This is a genomic window from Veillonella parvula (assembly GCF_040097785.1).
Classification (GTDB): Bacteria; Bacillota; Negativicutes; order Veillonellales; family Veillonellaceae; genus Veillonella; species Veillonella parvula_D.
Genome location: NZ_JBBNNS010000001.1, coordinates 93,733 through 120,189, shown reverse-complemented (window position 1 = coordinate 120,189; position 26,457 = coordinate 93,733). Strand labels below are relative to the sequence as shown.

25 protein-coding genes are annotated in these 26,457 nt (G+C 39.1%); 2 read left to right on the top strand and 23 right to left on the bottom strand.

All coding sequences use genetic code 11. The features are described 5' to 3' along the window. Nucleotides 1-82 precede the first annotated feature (82 nt). The 18 genes from uvrB to AAA071_RS00465 form a co-directional block, all read right to left on the bottom strand. Complete coding sequence (gene uvrB / locus AAA071_RS00550; protein ID WP_004697449.1) at nucleotides 83-2,260, bottom strand: excinuclease ABC subunit UvrB; 2,178 nt, start codon at nucleotides 2,258-2,260, stop codon at nucleotides 83-85. Beyond that, entirely contained in the window at nucleotides 2,260-2,556 is a 297-nt protein-coding gene (locus tag AAA071_RS00545; RefSeq protein WP_227036835.1) for a hypothetical protein, read from the bottom strand. Before AAA071_RS00545 ends, uvrB begins: the two co-directional genes overlap by 1 nt. A gap of 76 nt (nucleotides 2,557-2,632) precedes the next feature. Beyond that, nucleotides 2,633-3,568: a signal recognition particle-docking protein FtsY gene (gene ftsY / locus AAA071_RS00540; RefSeq protein ID WP_004693455.1), complete on the bottom strand. Its 936-nt coding sequence runs from the start codon at nucleotides 3,566-3,568 to the stop codon at nucleotides 2,633-2,635. Continuing rightward, nucleotides 3,568-7,122: a chromosome segregation protein SMC gene (gene smc, locus AAA071_RS00535; protein ID WP_024061461.1), complete on the bottom strand. Its 3,555-nt coding sequence runs from the start codon at nucleotides 7,120-7,122 to the stop codon at nucleotides 3,568-3,570. The genes ftsY and smc overlap by 1 nt, the downstream gene beginning before the upstream one ends. A 45-nt stretch (nucleotides 7,123-7,167) precedes the next feature. After that, nucleotides 7,168-8,367, bottom strand: a complete 1,200-nt coding sequence (locus tag AAA071_RS00530; protein WP_316581450.1) for an elongator complex protein 3 — start codon at nucleotides 8,365-8,367, stop codon at nucleotides 7,168-7,170. Between the two features lie 170 nt (nucleotides 8,368-8,537). Continuing rightward, nucleotides 8,538-9,278 carry a ribonuclease III gene (rnc, locus tag AAA071_RS00525; RefSeq protein WP_004693448.1) on the bottom strand — a complete coding sequence of 247 codons (741 nt, stop codon included), beginning with the start codon at nucleotides 9,276-9,278 and terminating at the stop codon, nucleotides 8,538-8,540. Next, entirely contained in the window at nucleotides 9,278-10,522 is a 1,245-nt protein-coding gene (fabF, locus tag AAA071_RS00520; RefSeq protein ID WP_004693446.1) for a beta-ketoacyl-ACP synthase II, read from the bottom strand. The genes rnc and fabF overlap by 1 nt, the downstream gene beginning before the upstream one ends. Nucleotides 10,523-10,557: 35 nt before the next feature. After that, on the bottom strand, nucleotides 10,558-11,514 hold the full coding sequence (locus AAA071_RS00515; protein ID WP_008600668.1) for an NAD(P)H-dependent flavin oxidoreductase: 957 nt from the start codon (nucleotides 11,512-11,514) through the stop codon (nucleotides 10,558-10,560). 77 nt (nucleotides 11,515-11,591) lie between these two features. Then, nucleotides 11,592-11,822: an acyl carrier protein gene (locus tag AAA071_RS00510; RefSeq protein WP_004693441.1), complete on the bottom strand. Its 231-nt coding sequence runs from the start codon at nucleotides 11,820-11,822 to the stop codon at nucleotides 11,592-11,594. A gap of 51 nt (nucleotides 11,823-11,873) precedes the next feature. Beyond that, complete coding sequence (fabG, locus tag AAA071_RS00505) at nucleotides 11,874-12,617, bottom strand: 3-oxoacyl-[acyl-carrier-protein] reductase (RefSeq protein WP_287525351.1); 744 nt, start codon at nucleotides 12,615-12,617, stop codon at nucleotides 11,874-11,876. A gap of 1 nt (nucleotide 12,618) precedes the next feature. Next, nucleotides 12,619-13,560: an ACP S-malonyltransferase gene (fabD, locus tag AAA071_RS00500; RefSeq protein WP_004693437.1), complete on the bottom strand. Its 942-nt coding sequence runs from the start codon at nucleotides 13,558-13,560 to the stop codon at nucleotides 12,619-12,621. A gap of 11 nt (nucleotides 13,561-13,571) precedes the next feature. Beyond that, a complete protein-coding gene (fabK, locus tag AAA071_RS00495; protein ID WP_316055155.1) occupies nucleotides 13,572-14,516 on the bottom strand; it encodes an enoyl-[acyl-carrier-protein] reductase FabK in 945 nt (314 codons plus the stop codon). Nucleotides 14,517-14,531: 15 nt separating this feature from the next. Beyond that, the gene (locus tag AAA071_RS00490) at nucleotides 14,532-15,527 is read right to left on the bottom strand and encodes a beta-ketoacyl-ACP synthase III (protein WP_012864189.1); all 996 of its coding nucleotides are present in this window, start codon (nucleotides 15,525-15,527) and stop codon (nucleotides 14,532-14,534) included. Next, nucleotides 15,511-16,539, bottom strand: a complete 1,029-nt coding sequence (gene plsX / locus AAA071_RS00485) for a phosphate acyltransferase PlsX (protein ID WP_004693432.1) — start codon at nucleotides 16,537-16,539, stop codon at nucleotides 15,511-15,513. The genes AAA071_RS00490 and plsX overlap by 17 nt, the downstream gene beginning before the upstream one ends. A 3-nt stretch (nucleotides 16,540-16,542) precedes the next feature. Then, on the bottom strand, nucleotides 16,543-17,103 hold the full coding sequence (gene fapR / locus AAA071_RS00480) for a transcription factor FapR (RefSeq protein WP_004693429.1): 561 nt from the start codon (nucleotides 17,101-17,103) through the stop codon (nucleotides 16,543-16,545). Between the two features lie 305 nt (nucleotides 17,104-17,408). Then, nucleotides 17,409-17,585 (bottom strand): 50S ribosomal protein L32, encoded by a 177-nt coding sequence (gene rpmF, locus AAA071_RS00475; RefSeq protein ID WP_004693428.1) that lies wholly within the window; start codon nucleotides 17,583-17,585, stop codon nucleotides 17,409-17,411. Between the two features lie 25 nt (nucleotides 17,586-17,610). Beyond that, nucleotides 17,611-18,123, bottom strand: a complete 513-nt coding sequence (locus tag AAA071_RS00470) for a YceD family protein (RefSeq protein ID WP_004697400.1) — start codon at nucleotides 18,121-18,123, stop codon at nucleotides 17,611-17,613. Between the two features lie 100 nt (nucleotides 18,124-18,223). Next, the gene (locus AAA071_RS00465; protein WP_004693422.1) at nucleotides 18,224-18,358 is read right to left on the bottom strand and encodes a rubredoxin; all 135 of its coding nucleotides are present in this window, start codon (nucleotides 18,356-18,358) and stop codon (nucleotides 18,224-18,226) included. A gap of 548 nt (nucleotides 18,359-18,906) precedes the next feature. Between AAA071_RS00465 and AAA071_RS00460 the strand changes: the two genes are divergently transcribed. Both AAA071_RS00460 and AAA071_RS00455 read left to right on the top strand, forming a co-directional pair. After that, on the top strand, nucleotides 18,907-19,860 hold the full coding sequence (locus AAA071_RS00460; RefSeq protein ID WP_004697213.1) for a nitronate monooxygenase: 954 nt from the start codon (nucleotides 18,907-18,909) through the stop codon (nucleotides 19,858-19,860). A 21-nt stretch (nucleotides 19,861-19,881) separates the two neighbouring features. Then, on the top strand, nucleotides 19,882-20,430 hold the full coding sequence (locus tag AAA071_RS00455) for a gamma carbonic anhydrase family protein (RefSeq protein ID WP_349233992.1): 549 nt from the start codon (nucleotides 19,882-19,884) through the stop codon (nucleotides 20,428-20,430). A 93-nt stretch (nucleotides 20,431-20,523) separates the two neighbouring features. Here AAA071_RS00455 and AAA071_RS00450 read toward each other — a convergent pair whose 3' ends face one another. From AAA071_RS00450 to AAA071_RS00430, 5 genes are all read right to left on the bottom strand, one after another. Next, nucleotides 20,524-21,762, bottom strand: a complete 1,239-nt coding sequence (locus tag AAA071_RS00450) for a chloride channel protein (protein ID WP_004697215.1) — start codon at nucleotides 21,760-21,762, stop codon at nucleotides 20,524-20,526. 2 nt (nucleotides 21,763-21,764) lie between these two features. Next, the gene (gene nrdG, locus AAA071_RS00445; RefSeq protein ID WP_004697282.1) at nucleotides 21,765-22,262 is read right to left on the bottom strand and encodes an anaerobic ribonucleoside-triphosphate reductase activating protein; all 498 of its coding nucleotides are present in this window, start codon (nucleotides 22,260-22,262) and stop codon (nucleotides 21,765-21,767) included. 257 nt (nucleotides 22,263-22,519) lie between these two features. After that, nucleotides 22,520-24,670, bottom strand: coding sequence for an anaerobic ribonucleoside-triphosphate reductase (gene nrdD / locus AAA071_RS00440; RefSeq protein WP_004697088.1), 2,151 nt, complete (start codon nucleotides 24,668-24,670; stop codon nucleotides 22,520-22,522). Nucleotides 24,671-24,914: 244 nt separating this feature from the next. Next, a complete protein-coding gene (locus tag AAA071_RS00435; RefSeq protein ID WP_004697179.1) occupies nucleotides 24,915-25,718 on the bottom strand; it encodes a tyrosine-protein phosphatase in 804 nt (267 codons plus the stop codon). A 288-nt stretch (nucleotides 25,719-26,006) separates the two neighbouring features. Continuing rightward, nucleotides 26,007-26,441 carry a VanZ family protein gene (locus AAA071_RS00430; protein WP_004697058.1) on the bottom strand — a complete coding sequence of 145 codons (435 nt, stop codon included), beginning with the start codon at nucleotides 26,439-26,441 and terminating at the stop codon, nucleotides 26,007-26,009. Between the last annotated feature and the right edge of the window lie 16 nt (nucleotides 26,442-26,457).

The window sequence follows — 26,457 nt, the reverse complement described above, 5'->3', positions numbered from 1 at the left end:
TAACATGAAATAATATATGTATATTATCGCACATATAGTCTATATAATCTATGTGTTTTCTTACAATCTTTTAAAATTGCTCCTAAGATTTACTTTTTGGACTCGTCCGCTTTCTAGATTTGGTAGAAGCAGGCTTCTTCAACTTGCTATCTCCTGCACTATGCATATCGGACCATTGTTGACGTAATACGCCCAATTGATCACGTAATTTAGCAGCGGATTCAAATTCAAGCTGCTTGGCGGCGGCCTTCATTTGACGATCTAGCTCTTCAATCTTATTGTACAATTCTTCCGGTGTTATATCTGCCACCTTAGGTGCTGATGTATCTTGAACATATGATTCGTGTCCATGGTCCATGCCCTCTGAGGATTTTTTTTGTTTTCCTTTTTTCGGTGAAAGTCCCTTTCCCTCGGTAACCATATCTTCTTCGATTTTCGTTAATTCGATAAGCTCTTTTACATCTTTAGATACAGATTTAGGCGTGATATTATGTTCAATATTATAAGCCTCTTGCACGGCACGACGACGATCGGTTTCATCGATAGCTCGTTGCATGGAACCTGTTACACGATCTGCGTACATGATAACATGACCATTCACATTACGAGCCGCACGACCTATAGTTTGAATCATGGCCGTATCGGAACGCAAGAAACCTTCCTTATCCGCATCTAAGATAGCAACCAAGGAAACCTCTGGCATATCGAGACCTTCACGAAGCAAGTTAATACCAACTAATACATCGAATACGCCAGCCCGCAAATCACGAATGATTTCAGCCCGCTCAATAGTAACAATATCGGAATGAAGGTAACGAACTCGTACGCCCATTTCCTTCAAAAATTCCGTTAAGTCCTCAGCCATCTTCTTCGTCAATGTCGTAACAAGAACCCGTTCATTCTTGGCAGCTCGTTTGTGAATTTCTCCAAGCAAGTCATCCATTTGCCCCTTAATAGGACGAATTTCTATAGATGGATCTAATAGGCCCGTAGGACGAATGATTTGCTCTGCAATATTCGTTTCTACTTCCATTTCGTATGGGCCAGGTGTAGCCGATACGTATACAATTTGATTGATACGCTCTACAAATTCATCGAATTGAAGAGGTCTATTATCTAATGCAGAAGGAAGACGGAAACCGTATTCGATAAGAGATTCTTTACGGGCACGGTCACCATTATACATAGCACGAATTTGAGGCATCGTCACATGCGATTCGTCCACCATGATGAGGAAATCATCTGGGAAATAATCAATCAATGTAAACGGTGCTTCCCCAGCCTTACGTTCAGACATATGACGGGAATAGTTTTCGATGCCCGAGCAATAGCCCATTTCTTGCATCATTTCTATATCGTAACGGGTACGCTGTTCTAAGCGCTGAGCCTCCAATAGACGGTCAGCAGCTTTTAACTTCGCCAACTGCTCATCTAATTCGGCTTCAATACGCTCTACAGCAATATTCATCTTCTCTTTCGTCGTTACATAGTGAGATGCTGGATAGACAGCAACGTGTTTTCTTTCCGCAATAACTTCACCCGTCAAGGAATCTACCTCTACGAGGCGGTCGATTTCATCACCAAAGAGCTCCACACGAATGGCTCTTTCACTATAAGCGGCAGGGAAAATATCAATTGTATCCCCTTGTACACGGAAGGTACCGCGGATAAAGTTCATATCATTTCTCGTATATTGAATATCTACGAGTTTAGATAAGATTTCATCGCGCGATTTAGTTTGACCTAAGCGCAAGGACAATACAAGATCAGAATAGTCCTCAGGGTCACCTAAGCCATAAATACAGCTAACAGAGGCAACGATAATGACATCGCGGCGCTCAAAAAGGCTCATCGTAGCACTATGTCGCAGTTTATCGATTTCATCATTAATAGACGCATCCTTCTCGATATATGTATCACTAGAAGGAATATAGGCCTCCGGTTGATAAAAATCGTAGTAAGATACAAAGTATTCTACCGCATTATTTGGAAAGAAACTTTTAAATTCACTACATAATTGAGCCGCCAAGGTTTTATTATGAGCAATGATCAAGGTCGGCTTTTGAACTGCTTCAATAACCTTAGCCATTGTAAAAGTCTTACCAGTACCAGTGGCACCGAGCAAAACTTGCGCCCATTCACCACGTTCAATACCTTCTGTTAAAGATTGAATCGCGGTAGGTTGGTCACCTGTAGGCGTAAAGGGCGCCTCCACTTTAAATGGTTGGCCCCCCTCGTAATTATATGTACTATGCTTCATTACTGTTCATCCTGATGTTTACGGATGGCTTTCATTTCTTCATCCGTCAAACGACGACCTACATTTTCCGCTTGATTCAACGTATCCTCACCTTCTAAGACTTCGATGAGCATAGCAATAGAAAAGCGATCTAGTGTAGGTGTGGTCTTCTGGATTTCATCAGCCATCATCCAATCTGATTCAGTATAGTTATTAATACGTTCTGTAATTTCTTCCCAGTTTGAAAGTAGCAATCTCGTAATGGGGCGATATAGTTCAATACCGAAGTACTCGATTAAGCTAACTATCTTATTCATATTTTCTAGGCTAACATTACATTCATTTTTTTTATTTTCAGATTCTACATATTCAAGTAAGAATTCCCGGTTATATTTATTTGTCACCTTGAATCATTCCTTTATTAAATAGTGCATTAGCAAATTCTTTTGCATTAAATGGACGCAAGTCATCCATACCTTCGCCAACGCCAATCCAGCGTACGGGTACGCCCAGTTCCTCTTTAATAGAGATAACTACGCCGCCTTTTGCTGTACCATCTAGTTTAGTTACTACAATACCATTTACTGGTACAGCTTGACCAAATAATTTAGCTTGGCTTACTGCATTTTGACCCGTAGTACCATCTAAAACGAGCAATGTTTGATGCGGCGCACCTTCTACGTGGTTATTCGCTACGCGCCCCATCTTTTTAAGCTCTTCCATAAGGTTAACCTTAGTATGTAGACGACCAGCCGTATCTACGATAACAAGGTCTGCATTACGAGCTTTCGCAGCTTCCATTGCATCATATACAACGGCAGCAGGGTCTGCGCCTTCTTTATGTTTAACAATCGGCACACCAACGCGATCAGCCCAAATGGATAATTGGTCAGCTGCAGCGGCACGGAATGTATCACCTGCAGCAATGATAACCTTTTTACCTTCTTTAGTATAATAGTTAGCCAATTTAGCGATTGTCGTTGTTTTACCAACACCATTTACACCAACTACGAGGATAACCTCAGGATGGTGCAAAGTAATTTCATCTTCTTGATCGATGAGCATTTCCGTGATGCGGTCTTCCATAAACGGCATTACATCGCCTGTATGATTAATGATACCTTCTGTTACACCACGACGAATTTCTTTCATCAAGTATTCTGTCGTCTTAGGGCCTAGATCACTAGTAAGCATAACTGCTTCTAAATCATCTAAAAAATCATCATCGATTTGCGCATAACCAATAACGATGCTTTCTACATTTTTTACAAAAGACTTACGAGTTTTCTCTAAACCGTCTTTAATTCTATCAAAGAATCCAAATGCCATTATGCTAGATCCTCCTTCACATCTTCAAATGCTACTGTTAATAATCGCGATACACCGCGTTCCACCATGGTTACCCCTTGAAGTACTTCGGCAGCTTCCATCGTCTTTTTACGGTGAGATACAACGATAAATTGTGTTTCTTTATTTATTCGATTTAAGTAAGAGCTAAATCGTTCAACATTAGCTTCGTCAAGCGCCGCGTCAACTTCGTCAAGCACACAGAACGGAGCTGGACGATAGTCAAGGAATGAGAACAATAAAGCGATAACCGTAAGAGCACGCTCACCACCCGATAAAAGTGTCAATTGTTGACGCTTTTTCCCTGGTGGTTGAATGTAGAAGTCGATACCACCCGTCAAGATATTATCTGGATCAGTAAGTACAATTTGCGCAGTACCACCGCCAAACAATTGGCTGAATACTTCTTGGAATCTACGGCCTACCACATCCAATACATCATATAGCTGTGTACTCATCGCCTTATCCATTTCGGCAATAACCGCCTGTAATTGCGCCTTTGCCGTATCTAAATCAGCTAATTGTGTGGTTAAGAAATCATAGCGTTCTTTAGTCTCTTCGTATTCCTCAACGGCATTTGGATTGACTGGACCCAATTCGGCAATTTCGGCTATCAAACGAGCTTGCTCATCCTTCCAATCGCTAACGGAGCCTTCAATGCGAAGGACTTGAGCATCTTCCAAAGTAAAGCCTAGCTCTTGTAATTCTTCTACAAAGCGCTCACAGTCCATGCGATGACGTGTAATTTTACCTTCCATATCAACAAGGCGACCTTGCACCACTTTGTAGCGTTGATTCAATCGGTCTTGCTCACTGAGGATAGATTCCATTTCCTCGCGCCCCGTAGATGTTTTATCATAAGCTTCATCGCGAAGGGCACGTAATCGTTCAACCTCAGCCGTAGCAGAGGTCAACTCTTGTTCTGCAACTTCCTGAGCCAGAGGGATATCCTCTTCATAGCGTTGTGTAGTACTCACTAACAAATTACGAAGTGGTGTTAAACGCTCAATAATACTAGAAATAGACTGATTACGCTGTTCACGTTGTGATTCCCGTTCCTGAATGGTATGTCGCAAGGTATCACAAGTAAGGCGAGCTTCTGTAAAAGCTTCATACGCCTCTTGTTGCACCTTTTGCAACACGGTTAATCGACCCATCAACGCCCCTTGATTACCATCCATACCATGATCCTCTTGCAAGGAAGCTAATGCTGTTTCTTGATCTTTCAAGTTAGCTGTTGTAGTAGCCAAATCAATATCAATTTGTACTAAACGTTGCTCTTCTTCATGGAGAACACGTTTCTTACGATCCAGCTGATTTTGTATATTTTGTACCTTTGTTTCACTAGCCACATAGAGTAAGTTCGTATGTTGATAGCTTTCATCAAGAGTCGCTTGATCCTTTTCAGTCTCTTCAACCCGTTTTTCAAGGCTTTCTAAGTTAGCTATTAAGGAGCGAATTTGTTCTTCAATTTGTACCAGTTCTTGTTCAAGACTAGCAGCCTCTTCCTTGCGGCTCAATACAGAAGCACGCTTACGTTTTGTGGCACCACCGGTTAGAGAACCACCAGGTTGAAATTGTTCCCCTGTAAGAGTTACGATGCGCAATTGCTGATTGTATTTTTTCTGTAATCCAATGGCATCATCCATGGAAGACACTACCAAGGTGCGCCCCAATAAGTATTGGAAAATATGGGCGTATTTATTATCAAAAGAAATACAATCAACAGCAGTGCCTAATACACAGCTTTCATGTAAAGCCGGTGTATCATATGGTTTACCTTTAACAGAATCCATCGGCAAGAAGGTTACGCGACCACCTTGGATAGATTTCAAATAATTGACACCCTCCGCAGCAGCGCGAGCTGTAGTAGTTACAACGTGGTTAACACTACCGCCTAAGGCCGTTTCGATAGCCGTAGTATATTTCTCCTCTACCGTAAAGAGATCGCCAACAGCGCCCGTGATCTGTTCGCGCCAAGAACCTTTACCATTGAGGATGTTCTTTGTGCCTTCTAAGTAACCTTCGTGCTGTTCCTCCCACTGTGCTAATAGTTCTAATCGACCTTTTGCACGTTGTTCTTGAGTGCGCAGCTTTTGTAATTCCTTACGCTCTTCACGCGCTTTCATGACCGCATCCTTAGCATCATCAACGAGGGCTTGTCGTTGAGCAGATAAGGCATTAAACTTTTGACCTAGCGCTTCAAATTCAGAACGAGCGACTTGTAGTTCACTATCTACCTGTGCTATTTCAGATTCTAGAATAGCACATTGATTTTTACTTTCCCCCTTGCGAGCTTCTAAGCTCCGAATACTAGCCTTAGCCGTTTCAATAGCACTCACAACTTCTAATTGACGTTTCTCAAAAGCCTCTCGATTGGATTGCAAGGATTGGAACTTAGCTTGTTCTGACCTTACATCTTCAACAGCCTTTTTGTAACTCGCTTCTAATTCTTCTAGATTAGACTCTTTTTCTACTAATTGAGCACTTTCATCTTGAATCAATTGATTTAAGATGCGCAATTGTTGCTCCTCGCCCTTTTGCGTAGCCTCTAGCTCGCTAATGCGCATAGACGTTTCATCTAATTCACGGCGCGCTGTTTTTAGTTGCTCTTCTAAGAGACGTAAATGACCAGATAAGCGTTCTTCATCGCGTTGCTTTTCAGTATATTGAGCCTCCCACAACTTAAGCTGTTCCTGCTCTTTTGACGAGGACGATTGCAATTCGTGACGACGAGCCTCTAATTTAGACAATTCAGTTTGAAGCTCAATTTCTTCATCTTTAAAGGCAATATTATCGTTTTCAAAACGTGTTAAAAGACGATCAGAGGTCTTATAATTGTGGAAGCCTAATGCCCCATCATAATCGCGCTTTGCGCGGCTTAAGGTCATATATTTTTTAGTCTTTTCCGCTTTTTCAGACAAAGGTCCTAATTGCTCTTCAATGGTAGCCATTACGTCTCGTACACGCTCCATATTACGATCTGTACTGGCAATACGACGCAATGCATCTTCTTTATTGATCTTAAAGCGAGAAATACCTGCTACATCTTCAAAGATAAGGCGCCGTTCTTCAGGTTTAGAATTTAAAATAGCATCAATTCGGTTCTGCCCAATGATAGCCATGGAGTCTCTACCAAGACCGGTATCTGCTAGTAAAAGATGTATGTCCTTTAAACGACAAGATCGCTTATTAATGAGGAACTCACTTTCACCAGTGCGGTATATACGGCGTGTAATGGCTACCTCAGCCATATCTATATCTAATTGTTGGTCACTATTGTCAAACACAAGTGTAACCTCAGCAGCGCTCATAGGTTTGCGCTTTTCCGTACCAGAGAAAATAATATCCTCTGCTTTTTGACCGCGCAAATTACGGACATTGGATTCTCCCAATACCCATTTCATAGCATCCGTAATATTACTTTTACCACTTCCGTTAGGACCAATAACGGCAGTCATTCCTGGTGAGAATTTTACAATCGTTTTATCCGCAAACGATTTAAAGCCCTTTAATTCCAACCGAAGTAATTGCATGACTGCCTCCTTTCTACCAACAACCCTAAATAATCATATCTTTTATTATAACACATATTGCAGGCCATCAATACAGCAACGAACGGTATTTCTCGTGCGTTCTTCACACCATTCAAATGCATACTGCGGATACTGAATCTGAAAGTATTTAACGTTTCGATTATTAAGGCCTCGCACCTTAGATGTTAAGCATCTCGGATAAGAAATAACAATATTATGCTGTACTGCAATACCATTATTCCTAATATAATTTGTTCTATCATTATTAGTGTTATCTATATATCCACTATTATCAGCATTATAAGCACTAACTCCACTAAATCCTAGATTTTCATAAGTAGCGTAGTCAGTTAGATTAAAACAATCGTTACTTAGTGCGTACGTATACTGAGATGCATGCTCATCAATACAACGTTCAATTCGCTGCTTATACTGTTCGTTCACAACCAGCTCCCCCATAGCGGGCTCATATGGCCCCGCTACTAAGCTATTCCTAGAATCTAATTCTTCTGTACTTTGTAAACCCGTGCGAATGACTTCAATACCATGCTGTTCAAACCAATCTTTTAAAAATGAACAATACTGTATAGCTAGCTCAGTACTTAGTGGTTTATATTCTCCAGCTCTATACTGGTCGGCTAGCTCTGTATTTTCTATAACTAGTACGGGATAGATACGTACAAAATCAGGTCGTAATGCGACTACTGCAATGGCCGTTTCTATTATGGTTTGCCATGTCTCTCCTTTTAGTCCTGGTAAAAGTTGAACTCCAACGGTCATATCACGATGTTTTAATCGTGTAACAGCCTCTACTACCTCTTGTGCCGTGTGCCCCCTCTTAGCATCGACTAAAATACCATCATTCATAGACTGCACACCAAGTTCTACAGTTTTTACTCCATAAGACTGTAATAATGTAATCGCTTCATCACCTACAGCATCAGGTCTTGTAGAGCAACGTATGCCATCAATGAGGCCCTGTTGAAGTATTTCATAGGCAGGCATTAATAATTTATGTTGTAAATCTTTAGTAATAGCCGTAAATGATCCACCATAAAAGGCAACCTCCCAAAACTTTTCATTCCGCTTTGTTCCTACATAGTCTTTGATTGTTTGTTGTATATATTCTGGAGTTAGGTGACTAATACCAGATTGGCCTGTAATACGAGATTGATTACAAAATGTACATACATAGGGACAACCTACGTGAGGTATAAAAAAGGGAATCATACCAAATGGTTTCATAGACACCTCCTCTTCTTATGTAAAAATTATTATTCATCTACTATTATATAGATTATTGTTCATCTATCATTATATAGATCATTATTCATCTATCATTATATAGATTATTACTCACATACTATATATTACTCACATACTATTATACAAAAAAAGCGCCATTCGGCGCTTTTCTATTTATCAGCCATCAACTTTTCTAAAGTCAATTGAGCCGCATGTTGTTCTGCAATTTTTTTACTTTTACCAGAGCCGGCCTCGTAAGTAACACCATTAATTTCAACCTCCATATGGAAGGTTTTAGCATGATCGGGACCACTTTCACTGAGCAAATGATAGACAATATGTTTATCCCCATCGCGTTGCACATATTCTTGTAATAATGTCTTATAATCTTTGCCCCGTTTACCTTCTAAGGCTTGCATGATATAGGTAGTTAAATGCTTTAAAACAAAGGCCATAGCCGTTTGATAATCTGTAGAAATATAAATGGCACCGATGAGAGACTCAAAGGTATCCGCTAATATAGAGTTTCGATCGTTACCACCGGAAGCGCGTTCTCCATGACCGAGCAATAAATATTGTCCTAGTTGCAAAGAACGACTCACAGATGCTAAAGAATCCTCACACACTGTAGCGGCCTTAATTTTCGTTAAATTACCTTCAGCCATATCTGGATATGTCTTAAATAGGTATTCCCCAATAATAAGATCCAAAACAGCATCGCCTAAAAACTCTAATCGCTGATTGTGATGAATATGCTTTGATTTATGTTCATTCGCATAAGAAGTATGTGTAAAAGCACAATCTATAATGGATATATCTGACACAGGTATGTCTAAACGAGCAACAAGCTCATGAAGAGATTCTTCACGAGCTTGTGTTATCTTACTCTTATGCGTTTCGATAGTAACCATTAAGCTTCATAACGGCGAATGCAAAGTGTACCGTTATGACCACCAAAACCGAAAGAGTTAGAAAGTGCACATTTTACTTGAAGTTCACGTGCGCCTTCACGAACATAGTCCAGATCCAAACCTTCATCAGGATTGTCACAGTTAATTGTAGGGTGAACTTTACCAGTTTCGATAGCCATCGCCATTACGATAGTTTCGATAGCACCAGCAGCACCTAACAAGTGACCTGTCATGGATTTTGTAGAGTTAACAGCGATATTTTTAGCGTGATCGCCGAACAATTCTTTAATAGCCAATGTTTCATTTTGGTCATTAAGGCCAGTAGATGTACCATGAGCATTGATGTAGTTAACGTCTTTAGGATCAATACCTGCATCTTTAATTGCTAATTCCATACATTTCCGAGCTTGAACACCACCTGGAGCTGGTGCAGTGATATGGTAAGCATCACCATTGCTACCATAGCCCACAACTTCAGCATAGATATGCGCACCGCGTGCTTTTGCGTGTTCTAATTCTTCAAGAACTACGATACCAGCACCTTCACCCATTACGAAACCATCGCGGTCACGGTCAAATGGACGGGACGCTTTTGTTGGTTCGTCATTGCGTGTAGACATAGCTTTCATAGCCGCAAAACCAGCTACAGCAGCCGGAGATACCGCAGCTTCAGTACCACCAGCAAACATCACATCAGCATCACCACGTTGGATGATACGGAATGCATCGCCAATCGCATTTGTACCAGAAGTACAAGCAGTTACGTCTGTAATAACTGGACCTTTAAGACCAAGGCGAATAGATACGCGTGCAGATGTCATATTTGCAATCATCATAGGTACTGCAAATGGACTTACGCGGCCAGGACCTTTTTCGAATAATGTTTCATACACCTCATGGATAGAGTCAATACCGCCTATACCTGTACCAACTACAGTACCACAGCGATCTAAATCTGCTTTATCTAAATCAAGATCAGCATCTTCACAAGCAAGAACAGCTGCACCGATAGCAAATTCTACAGAACGGTCCATACGACGAGCTTCTTTCTTATCTACCCCATAGTTTGTAATATCAAAGTCTTTTACTTCACCCGCAATGCGTGTTGCATAGTCAGATGCGTCAAAGCGTGTAATCGGCCCAATACCAGATTGACCTGCCAATAACGCATTGTAGAAGTTCTCTTTACCGATACCTACAGGAGTCACTGCCCCTAAGCCAGTAATTACTACACGTTTTTCCAATTATTCCACCTCTTATAGCTATACAGCCCTTTAAATTAATCAATCTCTGCTACTTGCTGTTTTAATTGAGCAAAGATATCTTTAACTGGCATAATCCTATCGACTTTTCTCATATTATTGCCAGAGAACACCAACCCCGTTTCCACATCACCTTGTTGTGCGCGAGAAAGAGCACGGATAATGCAGAATTTATGGGAACAATGTTTTAAACAGTTATCACACACCGTTGGAGGCGCTACAGTACCATCTAAAACAGATTCAGCAAATTTGTTTTTTATTGCTTGACCAGGCAAACCAACAGGACTTTGAATCAATACTATATCCTCAGGGTTTGTAGCTCGTACATACATTTTTTTCAATTCATCAGATGCATTACATTCATCAGAAGCAGCAAAACGGCTACCCATTTGAACACCACTAGCACCGATTTTTAACATTTCAACGATATCACGGCCATCTAGAACACCACCAGCAGCAATTACTGGAATGTTTTTTACCGCTGCTACAACTTCGGGAACGATTTCTCGAGCGGAACGATCCGTCCCCAAGTGTCCACCAGCTTCACAGCCTTCTACGATTACAGCTGCAGCACCTAAACCTTCAGAAATGCGAGCTAATTTTGCGGACGAAACAATTGGTACAATAGGAGTACCAGACTCTTTGCCCATTGCGAACATATCTCTTGAAAAACCAGCACCTGCTACTACAAGATCAATGCCTTCTTCGATGGCAGTCTTTACTAAGCCAGCAAATTGAGTTGCTGCTACCATCGCATTTATACCAATAATACCCGTAGGTGATAATTTTCTAGCTAATTGTATTTCGTATCGTAATTCATCGAAAGGCAAGCCCGATGCCGCAATAAGGCCGATACCACCTTCATTTGCAACGGCTGCTGCCAAGCGAGCTGTAGACAATCTAATCGCCATACCACCTTGAATAATAGGTACTTTGGCCACTAGATTCCCAATGCGAAGTTCAGGGAGCTTCACTATCAAATCCTCCTGTAAATAAAACCGGTTGGGAGGCCACTCGGCCTCCCGTTCGGTTGAATTGTTAGCTTTACAGCTTATTTAGCAGAATCAATATATTCTACTGTATCCTTAACGGTTTTAATTTTTTCTGCAACGTCGTCAGGGATTTCAACATTGAATTCTTCTTCAAATGCCATGATCAATTCAACGATATCTAAGGAGTCAGCGCCTAAGTCGTCGATGAATGTAGAATCAATGGTAACTTCAGCTTCATCAACGCCTAATTGTTCCACAACGATTGCTTTAACTTTATCGAAAGTGTTCATTAGTGGTTCACCTCCTTTCAAAGTGTATTTATATATAGTCTAATTTTACAACTACATTACCATGCCACCATCAACATTGATGACTTGACCCGTAATATAATTAGCAAAATCGCTAGCAAGGAATGTTGCTACTGTTGCTACTTCTTCGGCATCAGCCATACGGCCCAACGGAATTTGAGTAACCATAGCTTCTTTAACTTTTTCTGGTAATACATCAGTCATATCTGTATTGATAAAGCCTGGTGCAATAGCATTAACTGTAATACCACGGCTAGCCAATTCTTTAGCACAGGATTTAGTAAAACCAATTACGCCCGCTTTAGAAGCAGCATAGTTAGTTTGACCAGCATTACCTATAACACCAACAACAGATGTCATGTTAATAATATGACCAGAACGTTGTTTCATCATGATTTTAGATACTGCTTTAGTTACCAAGTAAACACCTTTTAGGTTGATATCGATAACAGCATCAAAATCTTCGTCTTTCATTCGCATTAACAAACCGTCACGCGTAATCCCCGCATTATTCACGAGAATATCAATGTGACCAAATTCTTTATGAGCTTCTTCCACCATGGAAGCAACTTCATCTACATTGGCTACATTGGCTTTAATTTTAATGGCTTTGCGGCCTAACGCTTGTACAGCTTCAACAGTTTCTTGCGCTGCACCTTCGCTACCGCTATAATTTACTACAACATCAGCACCAGATTGTGCTAGATTGATAGCTACAGCGCGACCAATGCCACGGGATGCGCCAGTTACAATGGCTACTTTACCCTCTAAATGCATTTTATCGAACCCCCTTCAAAAATTCAAGCGTTTTCTCTAAGGATGCAATGTCTTCAACATTGGCTAATTCCATATCTTTGTTAATCTTTTTAGTAAAACCTGTAAGTACTTTCCCAGGTCCCACTTCAACAAAGCGAGTAACACCAAAGTTTACCATTTCAGCTACACAATCTTCCCATAAAACAGGGTTAGCGGCTTGAGTAACTAAGGACTCTTTAATGTCATTGGCATTAGTCAAAATCTTACCAGTAACATTTGCAACTACAGGAATTTGTGCATCACTCACTTGGATCTTATCCAATTCTTCCTTTAACCGAAGAGCTGCTGGTTCCATCAAACGGCTGTGGAATGGAGCACTCACAGGAAGCATTACTGCACGTTTCGCTCCTGCTTCTTTCATTTTTTCAGCTGCTGTTTCCACCGCTGCAGTTTCACCGGCAATAACGATTTGTCCAGGGCAATTGAAGTTAACTGCTTGTACAGAACCTACAGAAGCATTTACTTCTTCACAAATTTCTACAACTTGCTCACGAGGTAATGCCAAAATTGCCGCCATAGCGCCTTTACCCAATGGCACAGCTTCTTGCATATATTCACCGCGTTTATGAACTACATATACTGCGTCTTTAAAGTTCAATACACCAGCTGCTACTAGAGCACTATACTCACCAAGACTATGCCCGCCTACGATATCAGGCGTAAAGCCTTGTTCTTTTAGGATTTCATAACAAGCTACGGATGCAGTCAAAATAGCTGGTTGTGTATTTGCTGTTTTAACGAGCTCTGTATCAGGACCTTCGAAGCATAATTTACTGATGGAGTAACCAAGTGCTTCGTCAGCCTCTTCAAAACGTTGTTTTACAATAGGATACGCATTATACAAATCTTGTAACATGCCTACTTTTTGAGAACCTTGACCAGGAAAAACAAATGCCGTTTTCATTAGGGGCCTCCTTATTTACTAAGATCTTGAAGATTCTTAATCACTGTTTCAGCTTCAGTCATGATATCTTTAATGATAGTTTCACATGGTTTAACATCTGTTAACATACCAGAAATTTGACCGATCATTACAGAACCTTCTTTTACATTACCCTCAATAGCAGCTAAACGAAGTGTGCCAGCGCCTAATGCTTCCAATTCCTCTTTAGAACCACCACTAAATTCAAGGGATTTATATTTATGAGCTAACGCATTATCTATAATACGTACAGGATGACCTGTTGTTAAGCCAGTCATAACTGTAGCACGATCTTTTGCTTTCAATACAGCATTTTTATAATTTTCATGGGCAATACATTCTTCGGATAATACGAATCGTGTCCCCATTTGTACCGCTTTAGCACCTAATGCAAATGCCGCAGCCATACCACGACCATCTGCAATACCTCCAGCAGCAATAACTGGTACATCTACAGCATCAACTACTTGAGGAATTAATGCCATAGTTGTAATATCACCTACGTGACCACCAGACTCTGTACCTTCAGCAATAATTGCATCAATACCGCCACGTAATAAGCGCTTTGCAAGTAATACTGATGCAACTACAGGAATAACTTTTGTACCAATTTCTTTCAAAGCGGGAACATAAACACCAGGATTACCTGCACCTGTAGTGATAACAGGAACACGTTCTTCCACAACTACTTCCATAACCTCTTTTACAAATGGAGACATGAGCATAATATTACAGCCAAAAGGCTTGCTAGTGCGCTCTTTTAATTTATGGATTTCATTACGGAAAATATCAGGAGGCATATGACCAGCACCAATAATCCCAAGGCCACCAGCTTCAGAAACGGCTGCCGCTAATTCTGCAGTACCGAGCCAAGCCATACCACCTTGAAAGATTGGATACTCAATCTGCAATAAATCACAAATGTCAGTCTTAATCATCTTGATGTGTCCTCCTTAATACCATTTCAAGACCAGGCTTGCCCATGTTAGGCCTGCACCAAATCCTGCAAACGCAACATTATCACCGCGTTTGAAACGTCCCTCGCGATTAGCTTCATCAAGTGCAATCGCTACAGACGCGGCAGATGTATTACCATACTTATGTAAATTAACAAAAACTTTTTCCATTGGCAGATGTAAACGTTTGGCTGCCGAATCAATAATACGAATATTCGCTTGATGAGGAATGAAGTAATCTAATTCGTTTAACTCCATACCAGCGCGTTCTAAGGATTTTAAAACCGTACGCCCCATCGTTTTAACGGCAAATTTATATACTTCAGGGCCATCCATATGAATAAATGTTAAGCCCTCTTCTACGCGTTGATCATTTGCCACCACAGCAGTGCCACCTGCAGGAATGCAAAGCGCTGGTCCGCCAGTACCATCGGCGCCCATGTCAATACCTTTAATGCCATAGCCTTCAGGTACTTCAGATACTACTGCAGCCCCAGCACCATCACCAAAGAGGATACATGTACCACGATCATTCCAGTTTACTCGACGGGAAAGAATTTCCGCCCCCACGACGAGTACTTTTTTATAAATACCAGAACTAATATAACTAGCGGCAGTAATCAATCCATATACAAACCCAGAGCATGCCGCTTGTAAATCATAGGCTGCAGCGTTTTTAGCGCCTAAGTTCGCTTGCAATACACAAGCTGCCGAAGGAATAATCATATCTGGTGTTAAGGTAGCAAAGATAATCATGTCGATTTCCTCTGCAGTGACATTAGCCATTTGCATAGCTTTTTTTGCTGCCTCGGTCGCCATATAGGATGTATTCATGCCTTCCGGTGCAATGCGTCGTTCTTCTATACCCGTACGCTCTCTAATCCATTGATCATTGGTATCAACCATTTTTTCAAGATCAAAGTTTGTTACTACATTGTCAGGAAGGAAGCTCCCAGTACCAATGATTCCTACAGGTTTATTCATCATAGTCATACTTTAAGGCTCCTTCAATATCCATCGTTTCTCTTATGTGTTGAATAATTTTACGCTCTACTAAATCACTAGCAATTTCAATAGCAGTTTTTATTTCTTTTGCTTTAGAACTACCATGAGCAATCATGAATACCCCATTAACTCCCAAGAGCGGAGCACCACCATTTTCTGTGTGATCCAAACGTTTTGCCATCTTTTTCAAAGCTGGCTTTACAAGCATAGCTCCTATCTTGGCGAAAATACTTCCTGCCATGATACTATCCTTTACTAATTGCGTAAGACCTGTTACTAAACCTTCCGCAAATTTAAGTACCACATTGCCTACGAAGCCATCACATACGACAACATCAACGGCACCTTTAGGAATATCACGACCTTCAATATTTCCTTTAAAATTGATAGTCTTCATACCCTCCAAAATCGGATATGTCGCCAATACGACATCGTTCCCCTTTGTGGCCTCTTCACCAATATTTAACAATCCTACAGTAGGATTTTCTTTTCCTAATAAAAGCTTAGCGTATTCAGACCCCATTAAAGCACCTTGTACAAGATGTTTAGGTTTACTATTAGAATTTGCACCAGAGTCTAACATAACTGTTATACCACTTACCGTTGGCATTGGAGTTGCAATGACAGGGCGATCAATGCCCTTAATGCGACCGAGACCAAACAAAGCCGCTGCAACAGCAGCTCCCGTACTCCCCGGAGCAATTACAGCATCACAACGATTATCGCGAACCAACGAAGTAGCGACCACAACAGATGCATCTTTTTTCTTGCGCAATGCTTGACCTGGATGTTCATCCATGCCGATTACCTGGCTAGCATGATGTACAGAAATACGTGGATTCTTAGCTTCATTATTAGCTTCTAATATATCAAAAATTTGCTGCTCATCGCCGACGAGCACCACTTCAATGTGTTGATTTGCTCGTACGGCTTCAATGGATCCAAGTACAGTCTCCATTGGAGCAAAGTCGCCACCCATGGCGTCTATTGCAATTTTCATAATTTACACCCTATTCTCTACGGATTCCATAATAAATTTTGCGCGAAACACTTCTTTTATTTTATCTCTTATTATAACCCAAATAAAGAACTTATTACCTCGGCGACGAACAATTTCTGCTTTCGCTACCAAATTAGTACCAGATCCTACCGGGTTCTTATATTTTATATTTCCAACTTCCGCAGAGCAAACAGTCGTCCCCATAACCACTTTTGCAAGGGAATTTGCTTGAGCATATAAATACTGCGGTTCTACATATCCAAATTGATCTTCCATATCAGCCGTAGTACGCAACATAGATAATGCTTGGTGCCCCTCGGTGACATCAATCAATTCGCCAACCACTTCATATGATACATGTTCTGCCATTTCATGTGATTGACCTGTAGCCATAACACGAATGCGTTCACGCAATTCAGGAATACCCAATTCTAGTCGATCGAGACGAATTGTTGGCACACTTACACCAAAGTGTGTTGCCAATTCTTCATCAGTAAGAAATGGCGTAATATTCAGTTTTTCTTGTAACTGCTTCTGGCGCTCTTGCTTCTTTAACCGACTCATGGGACCACCTTTTATGACCTAGTATTAATATTACATCCTAAGTATATACAATAATTCCCTTATTGGCAAGACTTTTCATACATATAGTAAGATTTTTTCATAGCATATACAAAATATAGTTGTTTTTTTATATTTTAGTATTATTGTTTATAAAAAATAAAAATGTGTCACCATCTTATAGAATAATCTTACTATAAAATAGTGACACTTGCTATTGATAACGAAACATATAAAAATATGAGTGTATATTTTGAAAGCATATAAAAAAGACGCCTACAAAGTAGGCGTCTCTCTCTGCTCACATATTAAGCATTAGCTACTACTTGTTCACCTTTATAGTGACCACATGTAGGGCAAACACGATGAGGCATCTTAGGTTCGTGGCATTGTGGACATGCTACATAACCAGGAGCTTCTAATTTCCAATTAGCACGACGACGATCGCGACGGCATTTAGACAATCTACGTTTAGGTACTGCCATTATCTGCACCTCCTTAGTACAATCATTAGGATAATCTATCATCTTTCTCATCAAGCAAAGCACGTAACTCTGCAAATCGAGGATCCACCACAAAGGATTCACAAGAACAAGGTGAAACATTTAAATTTGCTCCGCAATGAACGCACAATCCTTTGCAATCATCCTGACATAACACTTGAGAGGGCTCATTGATGATTAATGTATCCCTAATTAGTTCAGTTAAGTCAATTTCTTCTCCATCAAAAGAATTCACATCATCTGCAGCATCTCGACAATCACTAAAGATTTCCTGAAAGAAATCTTTTCGATAATGTTCTGTGGTATTTAAACAACGGGAACAATCATAATCGCCTTTAGACTGAATCGAACCTTGAACGATGTAATTTTGACCATCAAACCAAAACTCACCACTAATGGTTATATCATGACGGCTCCAAGGAAAAGCAGTTACGTCACCAAGCTCAGAGGCTGATATCGTATAGCTATAAGGAAATTTCTTTCCTATATGTTCTTTTGCTTGCTCTACTTGCAGTTTCATAATCTTACCTCGACTCATAATATTATAAACATGACATGGTGCTTTGTCAAATAAAAAAGACTATCTCAAGTGGACTCAAGATAGCCTTTTGGTAAGTCAATTACATTTTTTCGAATTGGTCTTTACCAACACCGCAAATTGGGCAAACATAATCAGCTGGTTGATCTTCGAATTTTACGCCTTCAACAGCTTCGTCATAAACCCAACCACATACTACGCATACATATTTTTCCATGTGTATTTCCTCCTTCACTTGAAAATTATTGTTTAATGTTTATCTTTAATTAATTCAGATACTCTATCTGTAATGTAGTATATCAAAGACATCGAAACTTTTCAATACTCATTTTCTTATTTTCTCATTTTTTATAATATTTAATAATCATAGATACTATGCGGTTTTCTACTACTTAACTCATTTGAAATATATTATCATTTAGTTTTTTTATCTTTAGACTACTGCTGAATATTTTATTTTAATCTAATAATTGGAAATTAATTTTGAAAGCATATTGTTTAAATAAATAACTATAATAACCTTATCTAAGGTGTACATAATTACTATATTATACTATTATATAGAGAAGAGATTATGTGACTACATATAATCTCCAAATAATATTACGCTTAATCTCTTTAGTATATAAGTATATACTGATGAATATTCTTGACTTTATTAATACTCTAATTTTATATAAGAAAATAAAATCATTCTTATATAAAATTCTCCTATAAAGGTATAATAAAGTTTCAGTAAATCTAATTGTTATCATAGGAGGCTTTATGAGAACAGCGTTAACACAACTTTTACAAATCGAATACCCTATCATCCAAGGTGCTATGGCTTGGGTATCTGAACACAAACTAGTTGCTGCCGTAGCTAATGCAGGTGCTACAGGTGTAATTGCTCTTGGTGGTCGTGATGCAGAATGGACGCGCAACGAGATTCGTGCCTGTAAAGACTTAACGGATAAGCCTTTCGGAGTCAATCTCATGTTAATGGCTCCCAATAAAGACGAATTAGTGGATATTATCATTGAAGAAAAGCCTGCATTTGTAACACTTGGAGCAGGCAATCCTGTACCATATATTAAACCATTGCAAGATGCAGGCATTAAAGTTATCCCTGTTGTTCCATCTCTAAAACTTGCTAAACGCATTGAAGAGGCTGGTGCTGATGCAATTATTATTGAGGGTATGGAAGCTGGTGGACATATTGGTAGCCAAACAACCATGTCCTTGATGGAAAATATTTTACCTGAGATTTCCATTCCTGTTGTTGTAGCAGGCGCTATCGTAGATGGTCGTGGTATTGCAGCAGCATTGTTGATGGGTGCTGAGGGTGTACAAATGGGTTCCCGTTTTTTGTTAGCTGAAGAATGCCAAGCCCACATAAATATGAAAGAAGCAATTATCAAAGCCACAGATACAGACTCTGTTGTAACGGGTCTCCTCTCCGGTCACGGTGGAGTACGTAGCTTGAAAAACGAATTCACTACACGTTACTTAGCTGCCGAAACAGATGGTGTCACTACTCCTGAAGAACGCACCAAAATGTCCCAAGGTACTAACAAACGTGCTGCTATCGATGGCGATGTTGTAAATGGTGCTGTACAAGTTGGACAAGGTTTAAACCGACTTACTACTATTGAACCTGCTCACACTATAGTACAAACAGTAATGAACGAAGCTATTATGTCTATTCGTAAAGCACAACGTCTTATTGAAATCGTATAGTTAATAAATTAGGAGTTCCTTATGTTACCATTTCACGGAAAATATCCCAAATTAGATTCCAAAAGTTGTGTTATGCCTGGTGCAGAACTTGCAGGTGATGTTGAACTAAAAGAATATGCTTCCATTTGGCAAAACTGCGCACTTCGCGGTGATGTAAATAAAATTGTAGTAGGTCGCTATTCCAATGTACAGGATAACTCTGTATTACACGTTGATGACGACAGGGCTTGCATTCTTGGAGATTATGTAACAATTGGCCATGGTGCAATAGTACACGCTAGTACCATTGAAGATAATGTATTAGTTGGAATGGGCGCTATTGTATTGAGCGGTTGTCATATTGGCTCTGGCTCTATTATTGCTGCTGGTGCAGTCATAAAGGAGAACACTGTAATCCCACCTAATTCTTTAGTTGTTGGAATCCCAGCTCGCATAGCTCGTACAGATGAAACGCAAATCGAACGTATTCACAATCAAGCACTAAAATATAAACACTTGTGGACTGTAGAATATGGCATGCTTCCTGATGCGGGTGGCGAGGAATACGATAAAAACGCCAAAATCGTATAATTACATATACATTAAAAGCGGATAGTTGATTAACTCAACTATCCGCTTCTTTTCTATATATTATATTTAACTTTTATTAACTGTTATTTATTGCTACTTAGCGCTATTTAATTTTGATTGAATAATTTGCTCTACCATAAGGGCTGTCCCCATTGTTAAAGCTATAGGAAACAACATCTCTACAGAGAAACGAGATAATTCAAGCATAAATACACAAGATGTCATAGGCATTTTTTGTGCAAGGCCTAAGAATACTACGGCCCCCACAAAAGCAGACATTCCCAAAGATACTGGCGCTATAGCAATAGCCCATACGGTACCAAATACGATCCCCAAAGTACTACCTAACATCATAGATGGTGTAATACGACCACCATATGCACCAGCGGCCAAAGCAAGTAAAACAGCTACCCATTTGGATCCAAATAAACCCAATGCATATGTCCATGTGATATCGTTCGTAAAAGTCAACTCATTGCCTGCTTTACCATTTCCAAGAATTTCAGGAAAATACATAGCTAAAACACCAATTAGTGTAAATGCTACGATAGAAATGGGAATCATTACAGGACTACTACGATGAATGGCGGGTAGCTTACTTTGTGTAATATTAAATAAAACAACACCAATTGCAATAATAGCGCCTAAAACGATAGAAAACTCTACATAATGACTCCCCAAACTGGGTTGTGCCATTGTATATTGTATAACATCTCCTACACCAGCTTGTCGCGTCACAAATGTAGCCAAACCACAACATAAGAGGGCTGCACTCATAGCCCGTATATTCCAAGTAAGAAGCAAAGTTTCTAATGTGAAAATTGCCGCAGATAATGGTGAATTATAAACTGCAGCTAAACCAGCGCCTGCAGCACATGCAATTAATAATTGACGGTCTTCTTGTTTTATATCAAAATGTTTAACTAAAAAGGTAGTAATACCAGCGCTAGCCTCACGTGGTGCAACTTCTCGACCTAATGGAGAACCAATACCTACCGTAATTATTTGCAGTGTTGCATGTAAAACAGTAGTAATTGGATTCATATCCATTTTACCAGAAACTGCCGTTTTTATATCCACAACGCCTTTACCATATCTGTGAATCAAAACCCAACCTACGCCACCTATCGCGCCACAGACGATTAAGGGTATTAATCGTTCTATCGGTGATACTCGGGCCACAGCTGCACCAAAGCTCAGATGATCAGCAGAGGAGTAATTATATACGAAATGTTGAATTCCATGTAATAAATGCGTATAGGAAGCCCCTACTAGCCCCGCTATAAAGCCAACTATAATAATGAGTCCTATAAATCGTTTATCATATATCATATTTACTCCATCGCTAATACAATTTCCCCAGCCGCTAATGTCTTTTTAACATCAATGATACGCTGATTTGAGGAACCTCTGAAGCGCAAAGCAGGGTCCTTAAGTTCATCTACAAAGCGGCCATCTACGAGAATGTCGATTTCTTGTAATAAAGCACTTCGCAACTCATCTTCTAAGATATCATCTATTTCATAGCCGGAATAGGCCCAAATCTTCTTTTCTGGCGCCGCTGCTCGAACAGCTCTCACCACCGGTAATAAGCCTTGTACATTTTGAAATGGCTCCCCACCTAATAATGTTAAACCTGAACATGTAGGATTCTTCACATAGGAAACCACTAAATCTGTCTCAGCTTGCGTCCATACCTTACCAGCATTAAAATCTTGGTATTCTTCATTAAAACAATTATAACAACAATGTGTACAACCTGTTACAAATATAGATGTACGAATCCCTTCTCCATTGGCAATATCATATTGTCTTATTTGCCCATATCTCATCATAACCTCCATAGTAGTGCCTATCAACTTTGATCAACACTATATAGATATATTTCAATTTCTCATATATACAGTAAAAGCTGTGCCTTAGGCACAGCTTTTACCATTTAAAACTATCGTATTTAGAACTCTAAAATCGTATCTATTAACATACCCACATCATTAGATGTCTATGATAATTATATTAATCTATATAACAGTTTATCTTAATATGCTTAATATACAGGATAATTATTAAAACTATACCTCTAATAATCTTAAATGTGCATTACACGATCTTTAATTTCCTTTGTGCGCCCTTCATTCCAGAAGTTTTCACCAAGGTATCCACAAGTACGACGGATAACAGTTAATTTATCGCGATTTGTATTATGGCAACGAGGGCATTCCCACTCGTTATGTTCATTTACCTTAATTTCTCCATCAAAGCCACATTCGTGACAATAGTCAGACTTGGTATTAAATTCAGCATAAGAAATATGATCATAAATATATTGAATCATAGTCAAAACAGCTGGAATATTATTAGTCATATTAGGAATTTCTGCATAGGAAATACAGCCACCTGTAGATTTCTTTTGGAACTCAGATTCAAAGGAGAACTTGTCAAATACATTAATCTCTTCTCGTACGCTTACATGATAACTATTAGTATAATAACCCTTATCCGTAATGTCCTCAATAATACCAAAACGAGCGCGATCCAAAGAAGAGAATCGATGGGTTAAACTTTCAGCAGGTGTACCATATAATGCAAAGCCCATGTTATGTTTAACTCGCCATTCATCAACAGCTGCATTTAAGCGATCCATAATCTTCATCGCAAAAATGCGACCTTTCTCGCCTGTATTCGATTCACCGGTAATTAAGCGAGTTGCTTCATAAATACCAATATATCCCAAGGAAATAGTCGCATAACCGCCAGTCAAGAATTTGGCAATTTTCTCGCCTTTTTTAAGTCTTGCAATAGCACCGTGTTGCCAATGGATTGGTGACACATCACTCACTACGTCCTTAAGTAATTCATAACGAAGCATTAGCGCTTTTTCTGCCAACTCAAGTCGTTTATCTAAAATTTCAAAATATCGTTCTTCACTACCGCGGGCTAGAATGCCAATTTGAGGTAAGTTTAAACTTACTACACCAATGTTAAAACGTCCATCAAACTTGTATTCACCATTTTCATCCTTCCAAGGAGATAAGAAGGATCGACAGCCCATAGGACTAAAGACATTACCTGAGTAGTTTTCCTTCATTTTTTTTGCAGAAATATAGTCAGGGTACATGCGCTTAGCCGTACATTGTGCTGCCAATTCAGTTAAGTAATAGTATGGACTATCTGGTGTTACATTATGCTCATCAAGAACATAAATCAACTTAGGAAAGGCTGGTGTAATATATACATCGGCTTCGTTTTTTACACCTTTAATACGTTGGCGCAAAATTTCTTCTGTAATAAGAGCCGCTTCCTTCGCGTATTCATAGTCTGGTTGGAAATACATAAATAATGTAACAAATGGAGATTGACCATTTGTGGTCATCAATGTATTGATTTGGTATTGAATAGTTTGGATACCATCTTTAACCTCTTTACGCGTACGTTTCCACGCTATTTCACGAGCCTTTTCCATATTAGGCTCCATGCCATAAATCTCAACTTGCTCTTCAATAACATTATTGAGGATTTTTTCATAAGATTTACGTACAAATGGTGCCAAAATACGGTCAATACCATTAATACTTTGACCACCATATTGACCAGATGCTACTTGTGCAATGATTTGTGTTGTTACAGTACAAGCAACTTGGAAAGACTTAGGTGTATCGATTTTCTTACCATTGATTACTGTGCCATTTGTAAGCATATCTTCCAAATTAATCAAGCAACAGTTAAACATAGGTTGAATAATATAATCCATATCATGGAAGTGGATAGCTCCACTATCATGGGCTTCCAAAATATCGGTAGGAATCAATTTACGACGAGCAATATCCTTAGATACTTCACCAGCAATTAAATCCCGTTGGGTAGATACAATAGCAGCATCCTTATTAGAATTTTCATCAAGAACACTGATATTACTACGATCTAATAAACCAATTACATCATCATCAGTTGTATTTTGACGGCGTTTAAAAGCTTGAACAGCTTTGTAACCTTCATAGGCACGTGCCGTTGCAGGATTATGATACTCAATCAACTTATAATACACTTGATCTTCAATAGCATAAATTGTCATGTCTTTTTGAAGCTTAGTAGCATATTCCTCAATTTCATTTGCAATACGCTGTGCCAAGCCCTCTTCGTACAACCCAGTACTACTATGTTCAGCTTTTTCAATAGCCAAAGCAATCTTGTTTTTGTCGAATGGTACCTTCGTGCCATCACGCTTAATGACCTGCAACATATTGGCAACCTCCCCATCTTGTTACTGCCAAAATATATGTTAAGAAGTATAAAAAGTATGTCTAATCACACTTTTTATAAATTTATATGTAAAAATGTAAAGAATTATTAGAAAACCCCTCTATTTTTACTGCCCTCTCAGTATACTATATATGGTGGTTGTTTTCAACCCTAAATACAATATAAAGTAAAAATAGGTTCCTCTATCTATGCCAATATGACATGGATAAAAGAACCTATATAAATTATAATGCAAAGCCAAATAGACGAGTTAAGAAATTACCCTTTTTCCCCACCCAACTAGATGGGACAGAAGGATAAAATGTGCGATTAGCTAAGAGGTCGCGTTCATTAAGATGGATATTTGGCAACAAATCTTTTTTATACGTATTGTCTAATTCAGAAATTGCTTCCACATAACCTTGGTACGCCTCAACATCACAGCCATCGCTGTAACCAGTACCAAAGAAATGAATTAAACCATTTCGATATAATTCAATGGCCCTATCATAGTTAGCGTTACCATGATCAAAAGATGCCATATTACATTGAATCAAAATACCTCTATCAACCCATGCTAGTAATTGTTCAGGTTTAGTAAATAATTGTCCATAAGTTTCTACTTCACTAATAATAGGTACAAGCCCCATATCTAGTAGACTTAATAACCACGCATTAATATGATGCACTTTGCTATTTTGTGGAAGAGCAACTAATATAAAATGGCTATCTCCCAACGTATATTGATTGCGATGAGAAGCTATATATGCAACCATTTCATCACAAAGCATTACGCGAGCTCCACTGTGAATAGTTATATCTACTTGTTGCTCCTTAACCATAACTTTTACTTCATTAACTAAAGAGTTCATAGCATTCCATGTGTTCAGATCCATAGATACTGTTACATCAGGCGTACTAAAAATATCTGTAATACCTTGTTCAGACAAGGACTTAATCATTTTTACTGATTCTGCCATTGTTTGAGGCCCTTGTGGACCTAACACAGCTGGCAAAATGCAACCATGTAAATCAACCACGCGACTCATAATCTTTCCCTTCTACTTTCGATTTTCTTTTCAAAACCGACCTCTTTTATAAAGTTCATGTTCTTCTCATTTAAGTTTATAATTCATTTTATATTCACGATTATAACAAGGGACCAGTCGCTTGTATAGTGGTTTTTCTATAAAAATAAATAAATTATTATATGTTCATTTAATACATTTTTTATATATTCATTTATTCTTCATAAAATATGACCCATAATCTCTACAATTATGAGTCATATTTTACACATTATTATATTAATAATTATTTAATTTTTAAATGTACTTTTATCTTTTATCATGACTAATATAATAAGTTAATTTCACTACCGATATACCGATGATTATACCAACTGTATCAATCAGTACATCAGACAGTTGAGAGCTGCGTCCTAGAGAAAATAATTGTATAAATTCATCTAGACTAGCTATTACTATACCCACTCCTATTGTTTTTACTACTGTGTCATATTCAATATAGCGGCGTAGAACTACATATAAAACACCACCAAGGATTGTGAACTCTGTAAGGTGGGCTAATTTTCGAATAATCCTATTTAAGGCCCATATATTTCCGTAAAAGCCTAATTTATTAGCTATAGGGGCAATCCACTTTGCAAAAATAAGACTAAACCCATCAGAGGTTCCTCCATTTTGCAAGGAATTATCCCATATAAAAAACACAATTAGACATAACACAATATATAGTATCCAACGTTTCATACTACTCTCCTAAACG